The sequence below is a fragment of the Mesorhizobium koreense genome (assembly GCF_031656215.1).
GTDB classification, from domain to species: Bacteria; Pseudomonadota; Alphaproteobacteria; order Rhizobiales; family Rhizobiaceae; genus Mesorhizobium_L; species Mesorhizobium_L koreense.
On record NZ_CP134228.1, the window covers coordinates 4,191,770 to 4,206,632 of the forward strand.

A 14,863-nucleotide genomic window follows, 5' to 3' on the forward strand; every position below is an offset into this window, starting at 1 on the left:
CTTCGGGATCAAGGAGACGCCATCATGCCGAATCTCGAAGTGAACCCCTCCCCCGGCTTTCGCGACCATCCGGAGCACACGATCACCGTCGAGCCCTTCGATGGCGTGGTGAACGTGAAATTCCACGACGTCATCATCGCCTCGACCGACCACGCCAAGCTCTTGCGGGAAGCAAACTACAAGCCGGTCCTCTACATCCCCTTCGAGGACATCTATTTCGTCCATCTGGAGAAGACGGCAACCTCCACGCATTGCCCCTTCAAAGGCGACGCCAGCTACTGGCGGGTGAAGGGGCAAGACCAGGCGGCGAACGACGTGATGTGGGCTTATCAGCATCCCTATGACGAGATGCTGGAGATCAAGGATCACGGCGCCTTCTATCCGGACCGGGTCGTGATCGACGCGGGGGCCAGGACCCCATAGAAACGCCGGGCGACAGCATCCCTCCGTGGCCGGGATGAGCCTGTTTGAAGCCGGCCTCTACTTCGCCCCGCCGGTCGTGCCGTCCGATCCTGTGGCACCGCCATCGGCGAGCTTCACGAAACGATAGCCCTTTGTCTTCAGATCGAGGATACCCTTGGCCACGCCGCCGCCTGACGACCTGCCGGGCTGGTTGATATGGGCGATGACCACGTCGCCATCCTTTGCCGCCGCGACGCTCTTTTCGGCCAGGTGCGCGCTAAAGGTGGCGCCGCCGTCGCCGTTCAGCGAATAGCCGGCGACCTCAAGGCCCATGCCCCTGATCTCGGCGATCGCGCTTGGCGTATATTTCGCCGTGGCACCGCGGAACCAGCCGGCATGGCGGCCGCTCGCCTCCAGAATGGCATTGGCGCCTCCTGCCACCTCCGTCCGCACCGCCTCGGCCGAACCGGCCGCCTTTATGCCGTAGACGCGTATAGGCCGGTCGACCGCCGGCACGTGCCTGGCGCCATGGTCCTCGATCTCGAAGAGGTCGGAATGCTTCAGCATCGTCTCGAATACGCCGCGATTGCTCCTGATCCAGCGCTCAGTGACGAAAATCGTCGCCGGCAGGCGGTTGTCGATCAGCGTGTTGAGGATGCGCATGTCGGTTCGGCCCATGCAGGCGTCGAAGGTGAGCGCGACGAGCGGGCCGGCTTCGCCGCCTGACGCAATATGCAGGGTTGGCTCAACCAGCGCCGGCAGATGCGGCCGCGCCATTGCCATCGAAGGAAGGCTAGCCGGGAAAACAGTCAGAGCGAGCAAGACAAGACGAGGAAAGCGCATGGAGGATCGCACCGAATTCAACGGCCGATCTCTGTCGCCGAAAAGATGGCGCCTTTGCGGCCAACCAATCCATCTTTTGCTCAAACCAGCCAGAGTGGGATCGGCTGGCGCCGGTTGAGGATTACGAGACCCCAGAAACACCGGACGATGAAGAGCGCGAGACCGATAACACCAGCCAGGAAAACATAACCCGCCCATCGCACCTCGGCCGCCACGCCGGGCAGCATCGCGAATATGGCTGCAATCGAGATCACGAAAACGAGGATGTTTCGAAGCTGAAACCAGTAGTGCGAACGCACCCATCGTGGTGTGCTCCGCTTGATCAGCCCGAAACACGTCATGATGACGGCGACAGGCATCGTCAGGACACCCACTGCCATCATAGACACGATCAGAAGGATGTAGATGGCAAGCGCCTTCTTGCCCTCATCTCCAGTGACGGGGTCGGTCATAGTTCCCGGCTCTCATACGATCTGCGCCACGGACTAGCGATCGGGAAGTTCGGTCCAAAGCTTGCTTGCGAAGCCCCGTTTATCGAGCGCCCACGGCTCGCCGACGATTTCCGCTTTGCCGCCACGGCACTGGAAGGAATAGACGGCGTCATGACCGGCAGCCGCGGCGGAAACATGATCTCCATCCCGGGCACTACGGCAGTACGCTTCCGCCCCGGCATTGTGCCGATCCGCATTCATCTTCACGCAGGGCAGGTTTGCTCCCACGAAGCAGACCATGATCTTTCCGCTCATGCAGCGGTATTGCGCCTGTGTCTGAAAATCGGAATCGCTCAGCGCCCCCTTGGCATCGGGAAACAGTGTCCTGAAGGCTTCAACTGTCCCATGGTACAGGGCGTGGGAATATTCCCGGATGGTGTCGTCATTGCCCGCCTCGCGACAGTGCTGATGCAGATCCTTCGCCGGGGCAGCCGCCGTGCCTCCGACCGCAAAAGGCGACGCAAGAATGGCCATCGACATAGCGGCATAAAATCCGCCAACCTTGGAAAAGCGGGATACAGTCATCGCAACCTCCTCAGGAAAATGCACATGAAGTTGCCCGCGGCTCGACGCCGCACAGCAGACGCCTGAAGAAATGCGTCAGGATCGCGCGAAGCTTGACGGTTATCAGCCAGTAGGCGGTTCCTCCCACCGCCCCGGCCAAGGCCAGGACGACGATCACGATGGCATCCGTGCCGGCAAAACCTTCCGCGCCGGGGCGGAGCGGTCCGAAATAGCCGGCCAGCAACAGGGCGATCGGAACCCCGAGCGCGGCCGAGGCCAGATAGGTCGACAGTTTCTCCTGACGGAGCAGGCGCCGCATGACCTCCATTACGGCGGCAAAGATGAAGAGCACATAGATCGACATCCAGGCGACAAGGAACGTCGTGCTGACGAAGGAAGTCGCGCCGGACCTCGCATGGCCCATGATGCCCCAAAAGAAGTCAGAGAAGACAACGACACTGGCGACGGCTGCCCCGGTCGCGATCGCGCTGGGCTGGATGGCAAGATAGAAGAAGCCGATGGTGGCGGTGGCATCGGCGGCTAGCCTGAGCACGGTTTTCCAGAAGGGGCGCATCCTTCGATCCTTCATGCCGGCCCGAGGCTCGCCGAGCCTCAAGCAGGTTGCTCCTGCCGCCCTTCCTTCCCCTGAAATCCAGCCCCGGAATGTGAAGCACCGAAAAGCGCCTCGATCGCGCCCGTCCTGCCAAATGATCGGCCCTGCCAAGACGTCGGCGCAACTCGTATCATTTAGGTAATCAGCTTATCGTCTATCTGTCAACGGTTAATTGATTGCCTAACTGACTTAGTATATAGTGACCTCATGTCGATCCAGATCATCTTCGAGGCTCTTGCCTCACCCGTTCGCCGCAAGATCCTTGCCTATGTCGCGCATCGCGAGATGAACGCAGGCGAGATCGCCTCGCGCTTCGACATGTCGAAGCCTTCGATCTCGCAACATCTGCAACTGCTCGAACATGCCGGCCTGGTGCGGAGCGAGAAGCGCGGCAAATATGTCTATTACCGCCAGGTGCCCGACACGCTGGCCTCCACGCTCACCGGCTTCGTGCAGGAAATCTGCCCGGTCGGCGGTCCCATCCGGCGCGAGAGCGCCGCGCTGGCGCGGGAAACTGAAGAGGCAACGCACGCCGAGGAGAAGGGCCTGGCGTGAGCGGCCGGCGGCCTTTCCCCGCAGGCGCCGGCCTGCCGCGCGACCCCGCCAATTGCTTCAACAGGGTGGCATCACACGAGGAGATATCCGGATGCATTTTGCTCAACGAACGGCCGCGATTGAGCGTAACGCACCGAGACAATGGCTGACCGCGTTTGCCACACTGGCAGCCGCCATTGCCCTGCCGGCCACGGCGACCGCGCAGGTACCCGACGATTTCATAGGCCACTGGTCCACGGACCCGAACCGCTGCGAGCAGATCAACGGCGAGGTGGACATGCTCGAAGTGGTGAAATCCGGCTTCCAGTTCTACGAGATCGGCTGCGAGGTGAAGAAACCCGCTCGTACCAGCAAGGACGCCGTCACCTTCCCCGCGCAATGCTGGAAGGGCGGTAGCCCGGTCAGTTCCGGCACCGCGACCCTCAGGCATCTGGGGCCGGACAGGATCGACGTGGCGCTGCACGGCTTTTTCTGGACCGCCGAAAAGCCAGAGGCATTCCGCCGCTGTAAGGCGGACTGACCTCAGCCGTCAAATACGCGGCGAGCAGTCAGTCCGGGCAGTGCGTCCTCTCGGCGACGACGGTGGCGAGTCGCCGCTCCACCTCTTTGTCGACGATGCCGTGCTGCGCCAGGATACGCTGCGCACGGCCGTAGGCGAGATAGACGATGCGGTCGTCGATCTTCTCCAGCATCCCGGCGAGTTCCTCGTCGCTTCTCCGCTGCCTCTCGAAGGCATCGGTTTCCGCGAGGGCGGCGATGCGCTCGGAAATCTTGACGAGCCCCGCGAGCGCTTAGACCTACCGCGATTCCAGCGGTTCTCGCCAAATCCTCAGGGTCGAACGTGGATGACCGTCTTCCCCGCGCGGCGCTCGGTAGCGTTGAAGGTGACGACGGCATCGTCGAGGGCCGAGATTTTGCCGATGTTCGTCCGCAATCGTCCATCCCGCACCCGCTGGACGATCTCACTCAGTTGAGCGCGATCGGCCTCGACAACGAAGTCGACGGCCAGGCCGTCGTCGGGCCGTGACTCGGTCGGCCCGACCACGGTCACCAGCGTCCCGCCGGCCCGGATCAGGGCAGCGGACCGTTTTTGTATTTCGCCGCCGATGACATCGAATACCAGATCGACGCGGCCAACATCTTCCAGCGCGTCGCTCTCGAGATCGACGAATTCATTTGCGCCGAAGTCGAGCGCCTTCCGACGGTCGGCAGCACGTCCGGTACCGATGACATAGGCTCCGGCCACCCGGGCGAGTTGCGTCACCATCGAACCGACCGCGCCGGCCGCGCCGTGAGCCAGGACGCTCTGGCCCGCCTGAAGGCGGCCGTGCTGGAATAGTCCCTGCCACGCCGTCAGGCCCGAGATCGGCAAACTCGCGCCCACCGTGAAGTCGACATCGCCCGGCAGTGGCGCGAGGTTGCGTGCTTCCATGGCGACGTACTCAGCAAGCGTGCCGTCGCGGTGCCAGTCCGCGAGGCCGAACACCCGCTGTCCCACCGACAGCCCCGTTGTGCCATAGCCTAGAGCGGTGACCACTCCGGCCAGCTCGTGCCCAGGGATCGATGGTGTCCGGTCACGACCGCGGCGGTCGGCCCAGGTCGAAGGCCACTCCAACTCAGTCGGGACGAAACCCGCCGCATGAACCCGAACGACGACATCGTTTATCGCTGCCTGCGGCTCGGGCCGCTCCACCAGCTTCATCCCGGCCGTCCCCGCAGCCTGGTCCGTCACTACGATTGCTTTCATCGGAATTGTCTCCTCGGTCATTTGTTTCGCAGGTAGAAATGCTGCTTGCACGGAAAGGCCGTTCGGCATCTCATGTCGAAGCCTATGGATAGCGTTCGCCGTCGATGTCGGATGTCGCAATGCGGAGCGAAAATTTCCAATAGCCGGCATGTATAGTTTCCATGCGGCTTGTTAATCGCTGCGATCGACAGCGCTTGCTCGGCCTGAAGGACGTTGTTGGAAGCCGTGAAGGGAGAACAATGGATTTCAACCAGATTCGCTATTTCCTGAACCTGGCGGACACTCTCAACTTCACCGAAGCAGCCATGCGGAGCGGGGTGTCTCAGCCCACGCTCACCCGCTCGATACAGCGACTCGAACAAGAACTGGGCGGAACGTTGGTCTATCGCGATGGAAAAGATAGTCGCCTAACTACGCTCGGCCGCGACATACGATCCGAATTCACGGCGATCCTGGACCGCGAGCAGCGGGTTCGGGCGATATCCCTCAATAAAGTTCACGGCCGCCGCGAAACCTTGACGCTGGGCGTTGTGAACACCATCGCACCATCGCTGATTACCGGATTCCTAAATCATGCCCTTCTCCAGATGCCCATGCTCGAACTGGTTCTCCAGCCAATCACGCGCGACGAGGGAAAGGAGTGCCTCCTCAGCGGCCGGATCGACGGGTGCTTCTGCACGGATCCGATAGCCGGGAACATCAAGATCGCTACAGTCGAAATGTTCCGCGAGCGACTGTTGCTGGCGATGGCGCAAGGACACATCTTGGCAAACAAGGCGTGGGTGTCGCTTTCGGACCTTGCGGAGCAACCGTACCTTGATCGGCTCCAATGCGAATTCCGCACGCGCGTGCAGAACCATCTGCACGAGCGCGCGATTATCATGATCCCCCGGCTCAGATCCGAACGCGAGGATTTGATTCAACAAGCCGTGGCAGAGGGCGCAGGTGTTTGCATGCTACCCGAGCGGTCGACAATCGTGGACGGTCTGACGTTACGCCCGGTCGATACGCTAGACCTGTCGCGCACGGTCGCATTCCAATCGATTTCGGGATCGGGAACAGCCGCGGCGCTGCGGCAGCTGCGCGTATTGATAGAGCGATATGCATGGTCGTGAGTGCTGTAGGCGTGCCAGGGGCACAAAGCCGCGATCTTGGTCATGCGCGACTAACGCAGCGGTCGCATCAACTAGGTCTCCTCGGTTGGAGGTCTCGTCGGTCGCCTGCAAGGATCGAAGCGCGATGGAGGCGTATGCCCTCTTTTAGGATTGGCACGGGCGAGATCGGTCCGGAGACGGTACACGCGGCTCTCGTCGCATCGCACGACGCAGACGACATATTGGTGGATGAGGATCCGCTTGCAGCACTGGCCCGCTTCACGAGGTGTCGCCAAGCCAGTCTCAGGAATCCGACGAGCGAGCTGATCTCGGTAGAAAGTCCTGCCTCTCGTCGGTCAACGGAGTTTCGGATGACGGTGGCGTCAAAATCTTTTGAAGGCGGAAGTGAACGGGAGGCGTTTGTTCGGGACTATTCTTGCCCGGTGTTTTCCTCACGCTTTAAAAAAAGGAACCACTCATGATTTCCAGGTTTTCAACCGCGGTGTTCGTCACCTCCGCTCTCGCTCTGTCGGCCATATCCGCTGAGGCTGCCTCCGCCATCAATGTCCGAGGAACGATCGAAGCAGTGAACGGCCAGACGATGACCGTAAAGACGCGTGAAGGTTCGACGGACACGATCGACCTCAGCGGCGACTGGAAGATTACGGGTGTCACCAAGGCATCCATTCACGATATCAAGCCGGGTGATTTTGTCGGCATCGCCTCCGTTTCGAAGAAGAATGGCGACAATGGCGCGCTGGAGGTGGTGGTCTTTCCCGCTTCGATGAAAGGGGCGGGCGAAGGCGATTATGCCTGGGATCTGAAACCGAAGAGCAACATGACCAACGGCACCGTGGCGAAGGCGGTCAAGCAGGTCAACGGCCAGACCGTCACCGTTGCGTATCGTGGCGGCTCGAGGAAGATCACCATCACCGACAAGACGCCTGTCGTGACCTTCGCCCCGGCAAAGAAATCAGACCTCAAGCCCAATGCTCCCGTTTTCGTGGGCGCAAAAAAGGACGGCACGAAAATCAGCGCTCAGCGTGTGATTGTCGGCCATGACGGCATTACGCCGCCGATGTAAAGGACGCCTAACAACAGCGAAGGGCGCACCTCGGAGCCTTCGGGCATAAATCCAAAGGGTTTGACGCAACTGATCATGCGTAGCGCGACTATGATCTCAGGCATAATCACCGGCAATGTCCGCTTTCAGGCAGTATAAACGGGGTCTTGGACGGCTGACATGAGGGTGCGAAGCGGATGTCGTTGAGCTACGTCTCAGGTACGATGTAAAGCAGTAGCCGAACAGTCATCGGGTCGTGACCTATGCGACTCAGGCGGAGGGCGCGGGGTCGGTGAGGAAGGGCATGATGTCCACGCCGTCTCCAGGAAATACGGAGAAATGCGGGTGGTTCTCGAAGAGGCGGGCGGCGGCCTCGATGGTTTCGGCCTCGACGACAATGTAGCCGCAGAAGGGGTTCACGGCGCCGGCGATACCGTCCTTGGTCACGCGCGTCGTCTTCCCGACCATGCCGCCACGATCGGGGAACGATGCGGCGTTCCTCTCCTCCCAGTCCGCCCACTGCTTTAACCCGGCGGTGTCGATCGCATTCTGCTCAGGCTTGGGCAGGTTGCGAAAGCGGGCGAGGTCTTCGGATTTCATGGTGTAGACGGCGAGAAAGCGGGGCATAGGGCGCGCTCTTCATGCTGGCATAAGGGCATTGGAGCCTAGACTCCGGACTAGCTGAAGTCACTCGGCATTCACGCCCTGTTTGCCCGCTGCCTATCTGCATCAGCTCGAGAAGGCCGCTTCACTGCGCAAAGCGGCCTCAAGCGAGGGAATAAACGATGGCCGCTTGCAGGATGCGGACGTAGTCAGCGCAATGTCCGACATGGGGGCGAGGAAAGGAGCCTGCTAACTCCTCGCCGCCGCTTGTGCGGCAGCGAGCCTTGCAATCGGGACGCGGAAGGGGGAGCAGGAGACGTAGTCTAGCCCGACTTCCTCGCAGAAGCGGATGGAGGACGGGTCGCCGCCATGCTCGCCGCAGATGCCGAGCTTTATCCCTTTGCGGGCCGCCCTGCCCTTCTCCGCCGCGATCCTCACCAGTTCGCCGACGCCTTCTACGTCCAGGCTGACGAACGGGTCCTGCGCGATGATGTCCTTCTTGCGGTAGACTTCCAGGAAAGAGGCCGCGTCGTCGCGGGAAATACCGAAAGTCGTCTGCGTCAGATCATTGGTCCCGAAGGAGAAGAACTCCGCATCCTTGGCGATCGCATCGGCGCGCAATGCCGCGCGCGGCAGTTCGATCATGGTGCCGACGAGATAGTCGATTTTCCTGCCCGACTTCTCCATCACCTTTTTGGCCACGTCGTCGATGCGCTGCTTGACGTATTCGAGTTCCTTGACGATGCCGACCAGCGGCACCATGACCTCCGGTACGACCGGGCTGCCGGTCTTCCTGGCGGCCTCAGCCGCGGCCTCGAAGATCGCCTGCGCCTGCATTTCCGCGATCTCCGGATAGGAGACCGCCAGCCGGCAGCCGCGATGGCCGAGCATCGGGTTGAACTCGTGCAGCGCCTCGGTTCGCTGGCGGAGCTTATCGGCGGAAACGCCCATCGCCTTCGCCACCTCGGCGATCTCTTCTTCCGTTTTCGGCAGGAATTCGTGCAGCGGTGGGTCGAGCAGGCGGATGGTGACGGGCAGCCCGGCCATGATCTCGAAAAGCTCGACGAAGTCCGAGCGCTGCATGGGGAGCAGCTTGGCAAGTGCCGCGCGGCGGCCCTCCTCCGTATCGGCAAGGATCATCTCGCGCATGGCGACGATGCGGTCGCCCTCGAAGAACATGTGCTCGGTGCGGCAGAGCCCGATGCCCTCGGCGCCGAAGGAGCGCGCGGTGCGGGCATCTGCCGGTGTTTCGGCATTGGTGCGCACCTTCATGCGGCGGATCTGGTCGGCCCATTCCATGATCGCGGCGAAATCGCCGGAAAGCTCGGGCTGAAGCATGGCGACCTCGCCTTTCAGGACCTGGCCGTTGCCGCCGTCGATGGTGATCAGGTCGCCTGCCTTGAGCGTCGCCCCGGCCGCGATGAGTTCGCCCTTGCGGTAGTCGACGCGTAGCGATCCCGCGCCGGAGACGCAGGGCTTGCCCATGCCCCGCGCGACGACGGCGGCGTGGCTGGTCATGCCACCGCGCGTGGTCAGGATGCCCTCGGCCGCATGCATGCCATGAATGTCCTCCGGGCTCGTCTCGACCCGCACGAGGATGACCTTGCGGCCGGCTTTCTTCGCTTCTTCCGCGGCTTCCGACGAAAATACGATTTCACCGGTGGCAGCACCGGGTGACGCGGGCAGGCCGATACCGATCACATCGCGCTTCGCATCCGGGTCGATGGTCGGATGCAGAAGCTGGTCGAGCGAGGCCGGCTCGACGCGCTGGACGGCTTCTTCCTTCGAGATCAGCCCCTCGGCAGCCATGTCGACGGCGATCTTCATCGCTGCACGGGCCGTGCGCTTGCCGTTGCGGGTCTGCAGCATCCACAATTTGCCGCGCTCGATGGTGAATTCGAGGTCCTGCATGTCGCGGTAGTGGGATTCCAGCCGGCTCGAGATATCCACGAAGCTGGCGAAGGCATCCGGCATCACCTTCTCCAACGAAGGCTTGTCGGACCCTGCGGCCTGGCGCGCGGCCTCGGTGATGTTTTGCGGCGTACGGATACCGGCGACCACGTCCTCGCCCTGCGCATTGACCAGGAATTCGCCATAGAGCTGATTGTCGCCAGTGGAGGGGTTACGGGTGAAGGCGACGCCGGTTGCGGAATCGTCGCCAAGATTGCCAAAGACCATGGCCTGGACATTGACGGCCGTGCCCCAGCTTTCGGGAATGTCGTGCAGGCGGCGATAGGTGATGGCGCGCTGGTTCATCCAGCTTGAAAAGACGGCGCCGATCGCGCCCCAGAGCTGGGCCTGCGGCTCCTGCGGGAAAGGTTCGCCGAGTTCTTCCTTCACCTTGGCCTTATAGAGGTCGATGACCGCGCGCCATTCGGCTGCGGTCAGCTCCGTATCGAGGTCGTGACCGAGCTTCGCCTTCTCGTCCTCCAGTATCTCCTCGAAGTTTCCGTGGTCGACGCCGAGCACGACATCGGAATACATCTGGATGAAGCGGCGGTAGCTGTCATAGGCGAAGCGCTCGTCGCCGGATTCCTCGGCCAGCGCCTTCACCGTCTCGTCGTTCAAGCCGAGGTTCAGGACCGTGTCCATCATGCCGGGCATGGATGCCCGTGCACCCGAACGCACGGAGACGAGGAGCGAATTTTGCCGATCGCCAAATTTACGGCCAACAATGCGGCCGACCTCGGCGAGCGCCTTCTCGACCTCGTCCTTGAGACCTTCGGGATATTTCTCTTCTTTCTCGAAATAGGTGTTGCAGGCTTCGGTGGTGATGGTGAACCCAGGGGGTACCGGCAGGCCGAGGCTCGACATCTCCGCCAGATTAGCGCCCTTGCCGCCAAGGAGGTTGCGGTCGCCGGCGCGGCCTTCCGCCTTGCCGTCGCCAAAGCTGTAGACCCATTTCGTCATGAAATCCCTCGCAGATTATCGCGTATGGCCAGCCCTGATCGCCATCGAATGAGACGGATAGGGTGGCACATCGGCAAACGCAAGGCGACCCGACACGTTCCGCTTCATCCAATCGATTAAGTTTGCCGCTGGATTTTCGGCTTGCCTTTCAAGGTGTGATCTACTAGAACAAAAAGGGAACATATGAGGTTTCCGATGCGACAGACAGGTAAGTTCGACTATCTAGAAATGCAGGCGACGGGCGGCACGCTCGATTCGACAAAATCCTTCTACAGCCGCGCCTTCGGCTGGAGTTTCACGGATTACGGCCCGACCTATGCGGCCTTTTCGGAAGGACTCGACGGCGGCTTCCAGGCGGATGCCGGAGAAGCGCTGCCGGTGCTTTATTCGGAAAATCTGGAGGCGACAAAGGACGCCGTGGAAGCGGCCGGCGGAAAGATCGTGCGACCTATCTTCGCTTTCCCTGGCGGGCGGCGCTTCCATTTCACCGATCCGGCAGGGAATGAACTGGCGGTGTGGGGAGAGTAAAAGGCAGAAGAGAGTTCAGCTCGCCTCGCGCATCTGCTCGGCGGTCTGGAGATCGACGGAGACGAGCTGGCTGACGCCCTGCTCTGCCATGGTGACACCAAAGAGACGGTCCATGCGCGCCATGGTGATGGGGTTGTGGGTGATGACGACGAAGCGGGTCTCGGTCGATTTCGACATCTCGTCCATGAGATTGCAGAAGCGTTCGACGTTGTGGTCGTCGAGCGGCGCGTCGACTTCGTCCAGCACGCAGATCGGCGCCGGATTGGTGAGGAAGACGGCGAAGATCAGCGCCATCGCCGTCAAGGCCTGCTCGCCGCCGGACAAAAGTGTCATGGTCTGCGGCTTCTTGCCGGGTGGGCGGGCCAGAATTTCCAGCCCGGCTTCCAACGGGTCTTCCGATTCGACCAGTTGAAGTTCCGCCGTACCTCCGCCGAACAATGAGGTGAAAAGCTTCTGGAAATGGCCGTTCACTACGCCGAAGGCTTCGAGCAGCCGCTCACGGCCTTCACGGTTGAGGCTCTGGATCGCCTGGCGCAATTTGCGGATCGCCTCGATAATGTCTTCCCGCTCGGAAACGATCGTCTCCAGCCGCTCGGAAAGTTCTTTTTGCTCCTCTTCGGCGCGTAGATTGACGGCGCCGAGCCGCTCGCGCTCGATCCGCAATTTCTCAAGCCGCCGCTCAATGTCATCGGCGTCCGGCAGGGGATCGCCCGGCGCGAGTCCGGTGTGCTTGATAACCAGATGCGGAGGCGTGCCAAGCGTCTCCTGGATACGCACTTCGGCGTCGCGCCGCCTATCGTCAGCCGCCGTCAGGCGTTCCTCGGCGCGCGCGCGCGCCTCGCGCGCGTCCGCCAGCGCCTGGATCGCGGCGGTTGCCGCCTTGTCGAGCTCTGCCTGGCGGTTCTCGGCTTCCTGCAAGCGGTCGGCAGCGGCCTTGCGCAGCGTCTCGACTTCAGAAAGCTGCGACATCAGCTTACGCCGTCTGGCGTCGATCTCGTCGGGCGCATCGGAAAGCCTGTTGAACTCGGCCGACGCCTCGGTGCGTCGCTCTGACAGCGCGGCGATCTGGCGATCGGCGTTTTCAGCACGCGAGCGCCAGCTCTCGCGTTCGGTCACGATCGCGGCCAGACGACGCTGGCGCATCTCGGTCTCACGGCGCAGGCCTTCATATGCCGCGCGCGCCTCGGCAGTGGCCGCACGTTCCGCCGCGACCCGCGTAGAAACCTCGGTGATCACCTTTTCCAACGCCGACAGGTCGGGCGCCTGCGACAACGCCACCTCCGCTGTCGCGAAGGACTGCACGGCCTCGTCGCGGCTTTCCACGATGCGGTCGCGCGATTCCGTCAATGCGGCACGCCTGCTCGACAGGGCACCCGCCGCCTTTTCCGCCTCGGCAAGCGCGGTTCGGGCATCGCTGAACGCGCGCTGCGCATTGCGCTGCGCCTCGCGCGCGGCGCGCTCCCGCTCTACCGCCTCGCGCACGGCCTTCTCGCTGCCGGCAAGCGCTTCTTCCGCCGCGCGGACGCGCTTTGTCGCTTCGACCGCCTCGCCGTCGAGTTCCGCCAGCCGATTCTTCTGCGCGAGACGCTGCGCGGCCGGCGTCGGCGCATCGGCGCTTGCCGTATAACCGTCCCAGCGCCAGAGACCGCCCTCCTTGCTGACAAGCCGCTGCCCGGGTTTCAAAAGCGCCTGAAGTCTCGCGCCATCGGCAGCGTCCACAACGCCGATCTGCGCCAGCCGCCGCGCAAGCTCTCGGGGCGCATCCACCATGTCGGCAAGCCGCGCGGCACCATCCGGCAGGTTCGGATCGGCTCCGGCAGGCGGCGCTTCGCCCCAATGCACCGGCGCGCTCCGGTCGAGCGGCGCGTCCAGATCCTCGCCAAGCGCGGCGCCGAGCGCGGCCTCGAAGCCGCGATTGACCTTCACCTTTTCGAGCACCGCCGGGAACAGGTCGCCGGAGGCGGCGTTAATGATCTTCGCCAACGTGCGCGCTTCGGTCTCTATGCGGCTCAGTTCCGCTCGCACATCCTGCAGCGGGGCACGCAGCGACGCTTCGGCCGCACGCTTCTCCTCGACCTCTCGTTCCGTCGCCGCGGCGGCGGCCTCCGCCGCATTAGCGGCCGTCTCCGCCTCTTCGACCAGCACCCGTTTTTCCGCCGGATCGGCGAGCGCCGAAATACGCTCCGAGATTTCGGCCGTCTCGCGGTCGAGATCGGCTAGCTGGCGTTCCAGCCGATCGCGGCGCTCGCCGCTTTCGCGCAGATTGCGTTCGATCTGTGCGCGCTCGGCGGAAGCCTGCGCACGGCCGGAGGTCGCCGTCGTCAATTCGGCTTCGCTCGCGGCAAGCGTCGCTGCCGTCTTCTCCAGCGCTTCCTTCAGTCCCGCCTCACGGCCGGAGGCGCCAGCCTCTTCTTCGGCAAGCGACTTGTCCTCTTCATCGAGCCTCGCCAGCGTCTCGGCATTATCGCGGACCATCCGGCGCTCGCGCTCGATGTCGGCGTCAAGCTGGGCGACGCGCTTTTGCAATTCGTCGCGGCGGGCGCGCATGCGTTCCGCCTCCTCCTCCATCTGGGCGCGGGCGATGGTGAGGCGCTGCAAGGCGGCGGCGGCCTCCGCCTCCGCCTCGCGCAAGCCCGGCAGGCCCTTGGCGGCGATCGCCTGCGCCTTTGCCGCCTCCATCTGGGCGGCCGCCTTTTCCGCGACAACGGAAGTGGCGGCGGAAAGTGCGGACTGCGCCTCCGCCTCCTGCGCCTTTGCCTGCGTCCAGCGCAGATGCAGCAACGTCGCCTCTGCCTTGCGGATATCGGCTGAAAGGTTCTTGAAGCGTGATGCCTGCCGCGCCTGGCGTTTCAGGCTCTCGATCTGGCTTTCCAGTTCGCCAACCACGTCGTCGAGACGTTCGAGGTTCTGTTCCGCCGCGCGCAAGCGAAGCTCGGCCTCGTGACGGCGCGTATGCAGGCCGGAAATGCCCGCCGCCTCTTCCAGGAGAGCACGGCGGGCCTGCGGCTTGGCCTGGATGAGTTCGCCGATGCGGCCCTGCCCCACCATCGAGGGCGAACGCGCGCCGGTCGACTGGTCGGCGAAAAGAAGCTGCACGTCCTTGGCGCGTGCCTCGCGGCCGTTGATGCGGTAGACGGAGCCGGCCTCGCGCTCGATACGGCGCGACACCTGCAATTCGTCGGCGTCGTTGAAGGAAGGCGGGGCGCTGCGGTCGATATTGTCGAGGAAAAGGGTCACCTCGGCCGTGTTGCGCGCCGGCCGGGTCGAGGAGCCGGAAAAGATCACGTCGTCCATGCCCGACGCGCGCATGTTCCTGAACGAGCTTTCGCCCATCACCCAGCGCAGCGCCTCGACGAGGTTCGACTTGCCGCAGCCGTTCGGCCCGACCACGCCGGTCAGGCCGCGCTCAATGACGAACTCGCCAGGTTCGACGAAGGATTTGAAGCCGAGCAGACGAAGGCGCGAGAATTTCATCGCACGCGCCCGCCAACGGGCGCGATGCGGATCGCG

General features: G+C 62.9%; 15 protein-coding genes. 6 read left to right on the forward strand and 9 right to left on the reverse strand.

The window, feature by feature from the left end:
• Positions 1-24 precede the first annotated feature (24 nt).
• Positions 25-423 carry a DUF427 domain-containing protein gene (locus RBH77_RS19930; protein ID WP_311029302.1) on the forward strand — a complete coding sequence of 133 codons (399 nt, stop codon included), beginning with the start codon at positions 25-27 and terminating at the stop codon, positions 421-423.
• 57 nt (positions 424-480) lie between these two features.
• On the opposite strand, the gene RBH77_RS19935 is transcribed toward RBH77_RS19930, so the two are convergent.
• The 4 genes from RBH77_RS19935 to RBH77_RS19950 all read right to left on the reverse strand — a co-directional run bounded on the left by RBH77_RS19935 (position 481) and on the right by RBH77_RS19950 (position 2,814).
• On the reverse strand, positions 481-1,185 hold the full coding sequence (locus RBH77_RS19935) for a polysaccharide deacetylase family protein (protein WP_311029303.1): 705 nt from the start codon (positions 1,183-1,185) through the stop codon (positions 481-483).
• A gap of 140 nt (positions 1,186-1,325) precedes the next feature.
• Positions 1,326-1,697: a hypothetical protein gene (locus RBH77_RS19940; protein ID WP_311029304.1), complete on the reverse strand. Its 372-nt coding sequence runs from the start codon at positions 1,695-1,697 to the stop codon at positions 1,326-1,328.
• Between the two features lie 33 nt (positions 1,698-1,730).
• Positions 1,731-2,285 carry a hypothetical protein gene (locus RBH77_RS19945; protein WP_311029305.1) on the reverse strand — a complete coding sequence of 185 codons (555 nt, stop codon included), beginning with the start codon at positions 2,283-2,285 and terminating at the stop codon, positions 1,731-1,733.
• Positions 2,272-2,814 carry a hypothetical protein gene (locus RBH77_RS19950; protein WP_311029306.1) on the reverse strand — a complete coding sequence of 181 codons (543 nt, stop codon included), beginning with the start codon at positions 2,812-2,814 and terminating at the stop codon, positions 2,272-2,274. The genes RBH77_RS19945 and RBH77_RS19950 overlap by 14 nt, the downstream gene beginning before the upstream one ends.
• A gap of 246 nt (positions 2,815-3,060) precedes the next feature.
• Here RBH77_RS19950 and RBH77_RS19955 point away from each other — a divergent pair, with 246 nt between their 5' ends.
• A complete protein-coding gene (locus RBH77_RS19955) occupies positions 3,061-3,408 on the forward strand; it encodes a metalloregulator ArsR/SmtB family transcription factor (protein WP_442920459.1) in 348 nt (115 codons plus the stop codon).
• 91 nt (positions 3,409-3,499) lie between these two features.
• Positions 3,500-3,928, forward strand: a complete 429-nt coding sequence (locus tag RBH77_RS19960) for a hypothetical protein (protein WP_311029307.1) — start codon at positions 3,500-3,502, stop codon at positions 3,926-3,928.
• A 28-nt stretch (positions 3,929-3,956) separates the two neighbouring features.
• On the opposite strand, the gene RBH77_RS19965 is transcribed toward RBH77_RS19960, so the two are convergent.
• Together RBH77_RS19965 and RBH77_RS19970 are read right to left on the reverse strand one after the other, a co-directional pair.
• Complete coding sequence (locus tag RBH77_RS19965) at positions 3,957-4,100, reverse strand: hypothetical protein (protein WP_311029308.1); 144 nt, start codon at positions 4,098-4,100, stop codon at positions 3,957-3,959.
• A gap of 137 nt (positions 4,101-4,237) precedes the next feature.
• Entirely contained in the window at positions 4,238-5,155 is a 918-nt protein-coding gene (locus RBH77_RS19970) for an NADP-dependent oxidoreductase (protein ID WP_311029309.1), read from the reverse strand.
• 239 nt (positions 5,156-5,394) lie between these two features.
• On the opposite strand from RBH77_RS19970, the gene RBH77_RS19975 reads away from it, so the two are divergent.
• Positions 5,395-6,270 (forward strand): LysR family transcriptional regulator, encoded by an 876-nt coding sequence (locus RBH77_RS19975; protein ID WP_311029310.1) that lies wholly within the window; start codon positions 5,395-5,397, stop codon positions 6,268-6,270.
• Positions 6,271-6,727: 457 nt separating this feature from the next.
• A complete protein-coding gene (locus RBH77_RS19980; protein WP_311029311.1) occupies positions 6,728-7,333 on the forward strand; it encodes a hypothetical protein in 606 nt (201 codons plus the stop codon).
• A gap of 249 nt (positions 7,334-7,582) precedes the next feature.
• Here RBH77_RS19980 and RBH77_RS19985 read toward each other — a convergent pair whose 3' ends face one another.
• Both RBH77_RS19985 and ppdK read right to left on the reverse strand, forming a co-directional pair.
• On the reverse strand, positions 7,583-7,939 hold the full coding sequence (locus RBH77_RS19985) for a hypothetical protein (RefSeq protein WP_311029312.1): 357 nt from the start codon (positions 7,937-7,939) through the stop codon (positions 7,583-7,585).
• Positions 7,940-8,164: 225 nt separating this feature from the next.
• Complete coding sequence (gene ppdK / locus RBH77_RS19990; RefSeq protein WP_311029313.1) at positions 8,165-10,825, reverse strand: pyruvate, phosphate dikinase; 2,661 nt, start codon at positions 10,823-10,825, stop codon at positions 8,165-8,167.
• 195 nt (positions 10,826-11,020) lie between these two features.
• Between ppdK and RBH77_RS19995 the strand changes: the two genes are divergently transcribed.
• Positions 11,021-11,353, forward strand: a complete 333-nt coding sequence (locus RBH77_RS19995) for a VOC family protein (RefSeq protein ID WP_311029314.1) — start codon at positions 11,021-11,023, stop codon at positions 11,351-11,353.
• 15 nt (positions 11,354-11,368) lie between these two features.
• Here RBH77_RS19995 and RBH77_RS20000 read toward each other — a convergent pair whose 3' ends face one another.
• Complete coding sequence (locus tag RBH77_RS20000; protein ID WP_311029315.1) at positions 11,369-14,827, reverse strand: chromosome segregation SMC family protein; 3,459 nt, start codon at positions 14,825-14,827, stop codon at positions 11,369-11,371.
• Positions 14,828-14,863 lie beyond the last annotated feature (36 nt).

What these genes read in the sequence shown, in the direction of transcription:
- RBH77_RS19930 (WP_311029302.1), top strand. Translation starts at nt 25, where the DNA reads ATGCCGAATCTCGAAGTGAACCCCTCCCCCGGCTTTCGCGACCATCCG.
- RBH77_RS19935 (WP_311029303.1), bottom strand. Translation starts at nt 1,185, where the DNA reads ATGGCAATGGCGCGGCCGCATCTGCCGGCGCTGGTTGAGCCAACCCTG.
- RBH77_RS19940 (WP_311029304.1), bottom strand. Translation starts at nt 1,697, where the DNA reads ATGACCGACCCCGTCACTGGAGATGAGGGCAAGAAGGCGCTTGCCATC.
- RBH77_RS19950 (WP_311029306.1), bottom strand. Translation starts at nt 2,814, where the DNA reads ATGCGCCCCTTCTGGAAAACCGTGCTCAGGCTAGCCGCCGATGCCACC.
- RBH77_RS19955 (WP_442920459.1), top strand. Translation starts at nt 3,061, where the DNA reads ATGTCGATCCAGATCATCTTCGAGGCTCTTGCCTCACCCGTTCGCCGC.
- RBH77_RS19960 (WP_311029307.1), top strand. Translation starts at nt 3,500, where the DNA reads ATGCATTTTGCTCAACGAACGGCCGCGATTGAGCGTAACGCACCGAGA.
- RBH77_RS19965 (WP_311029308.1), bottom strand. Translation starts at nt 4,100, where the DNA reads ATGCTGGAGAAGATCGACGACCGCATCGTCTATCTCGCCTACGGCCGT.
- RBH77_RS19970 (WP_311029309.1), bottom strand. Translation starts at nt 5,155, where the DNA reads ATGAAAGCAATCGTAGTGACGGACCAGGCTGCGGGGACGGCCGGGATG.
- RBH77_RS19975 (WP_311029310.1), top strand. Translation starts at nt 5,395, where the DNA reads ATGGATTTCAACCAGATTCGCTATTTCCTGAACCTGGCGGACACTCTC.
- RBH77_RS19980 (WP_311029311.1), top strand. Translation starts at nt 6,728, where the DNA reads ATGATTTCCAGGTTTTCAACCGCGGTGTTCGTCACCTCCGCTCTCGCT.
- RBH77_RS19985 (WP_311029312.1), bottom strand. Translation starts at nt 7,939, where the DNA reads ATGCCCCGCTTTCTCGCCGTCTACACCATGAAATCCGAAGACCTCGCC.
- ppdK (WP_311029313.1), bottom strand. Translation starts at nt 10,825, where the DNA reads ATGACGAAATGGGTCTACAGCTTTGGCGACGGCAAGGCGGAAGGCCGC.
- RBH77_RS19995 (WP_311029314.1), top strand. Translation starts at nt 11,021, where the DNA reads ATGCGACAGACAGGTAAGTTCGACTATCTAGAAATGCAGGCGACGGGC.
- RBH77_RS20000 (WP_311029315.1), bottom strand. Translation starts at nt 14,827, where the DNA reads ATGAAATTCTCGCGCCTTCGTCTGCTCGGCTTCAAATCCTTCGTCGAA.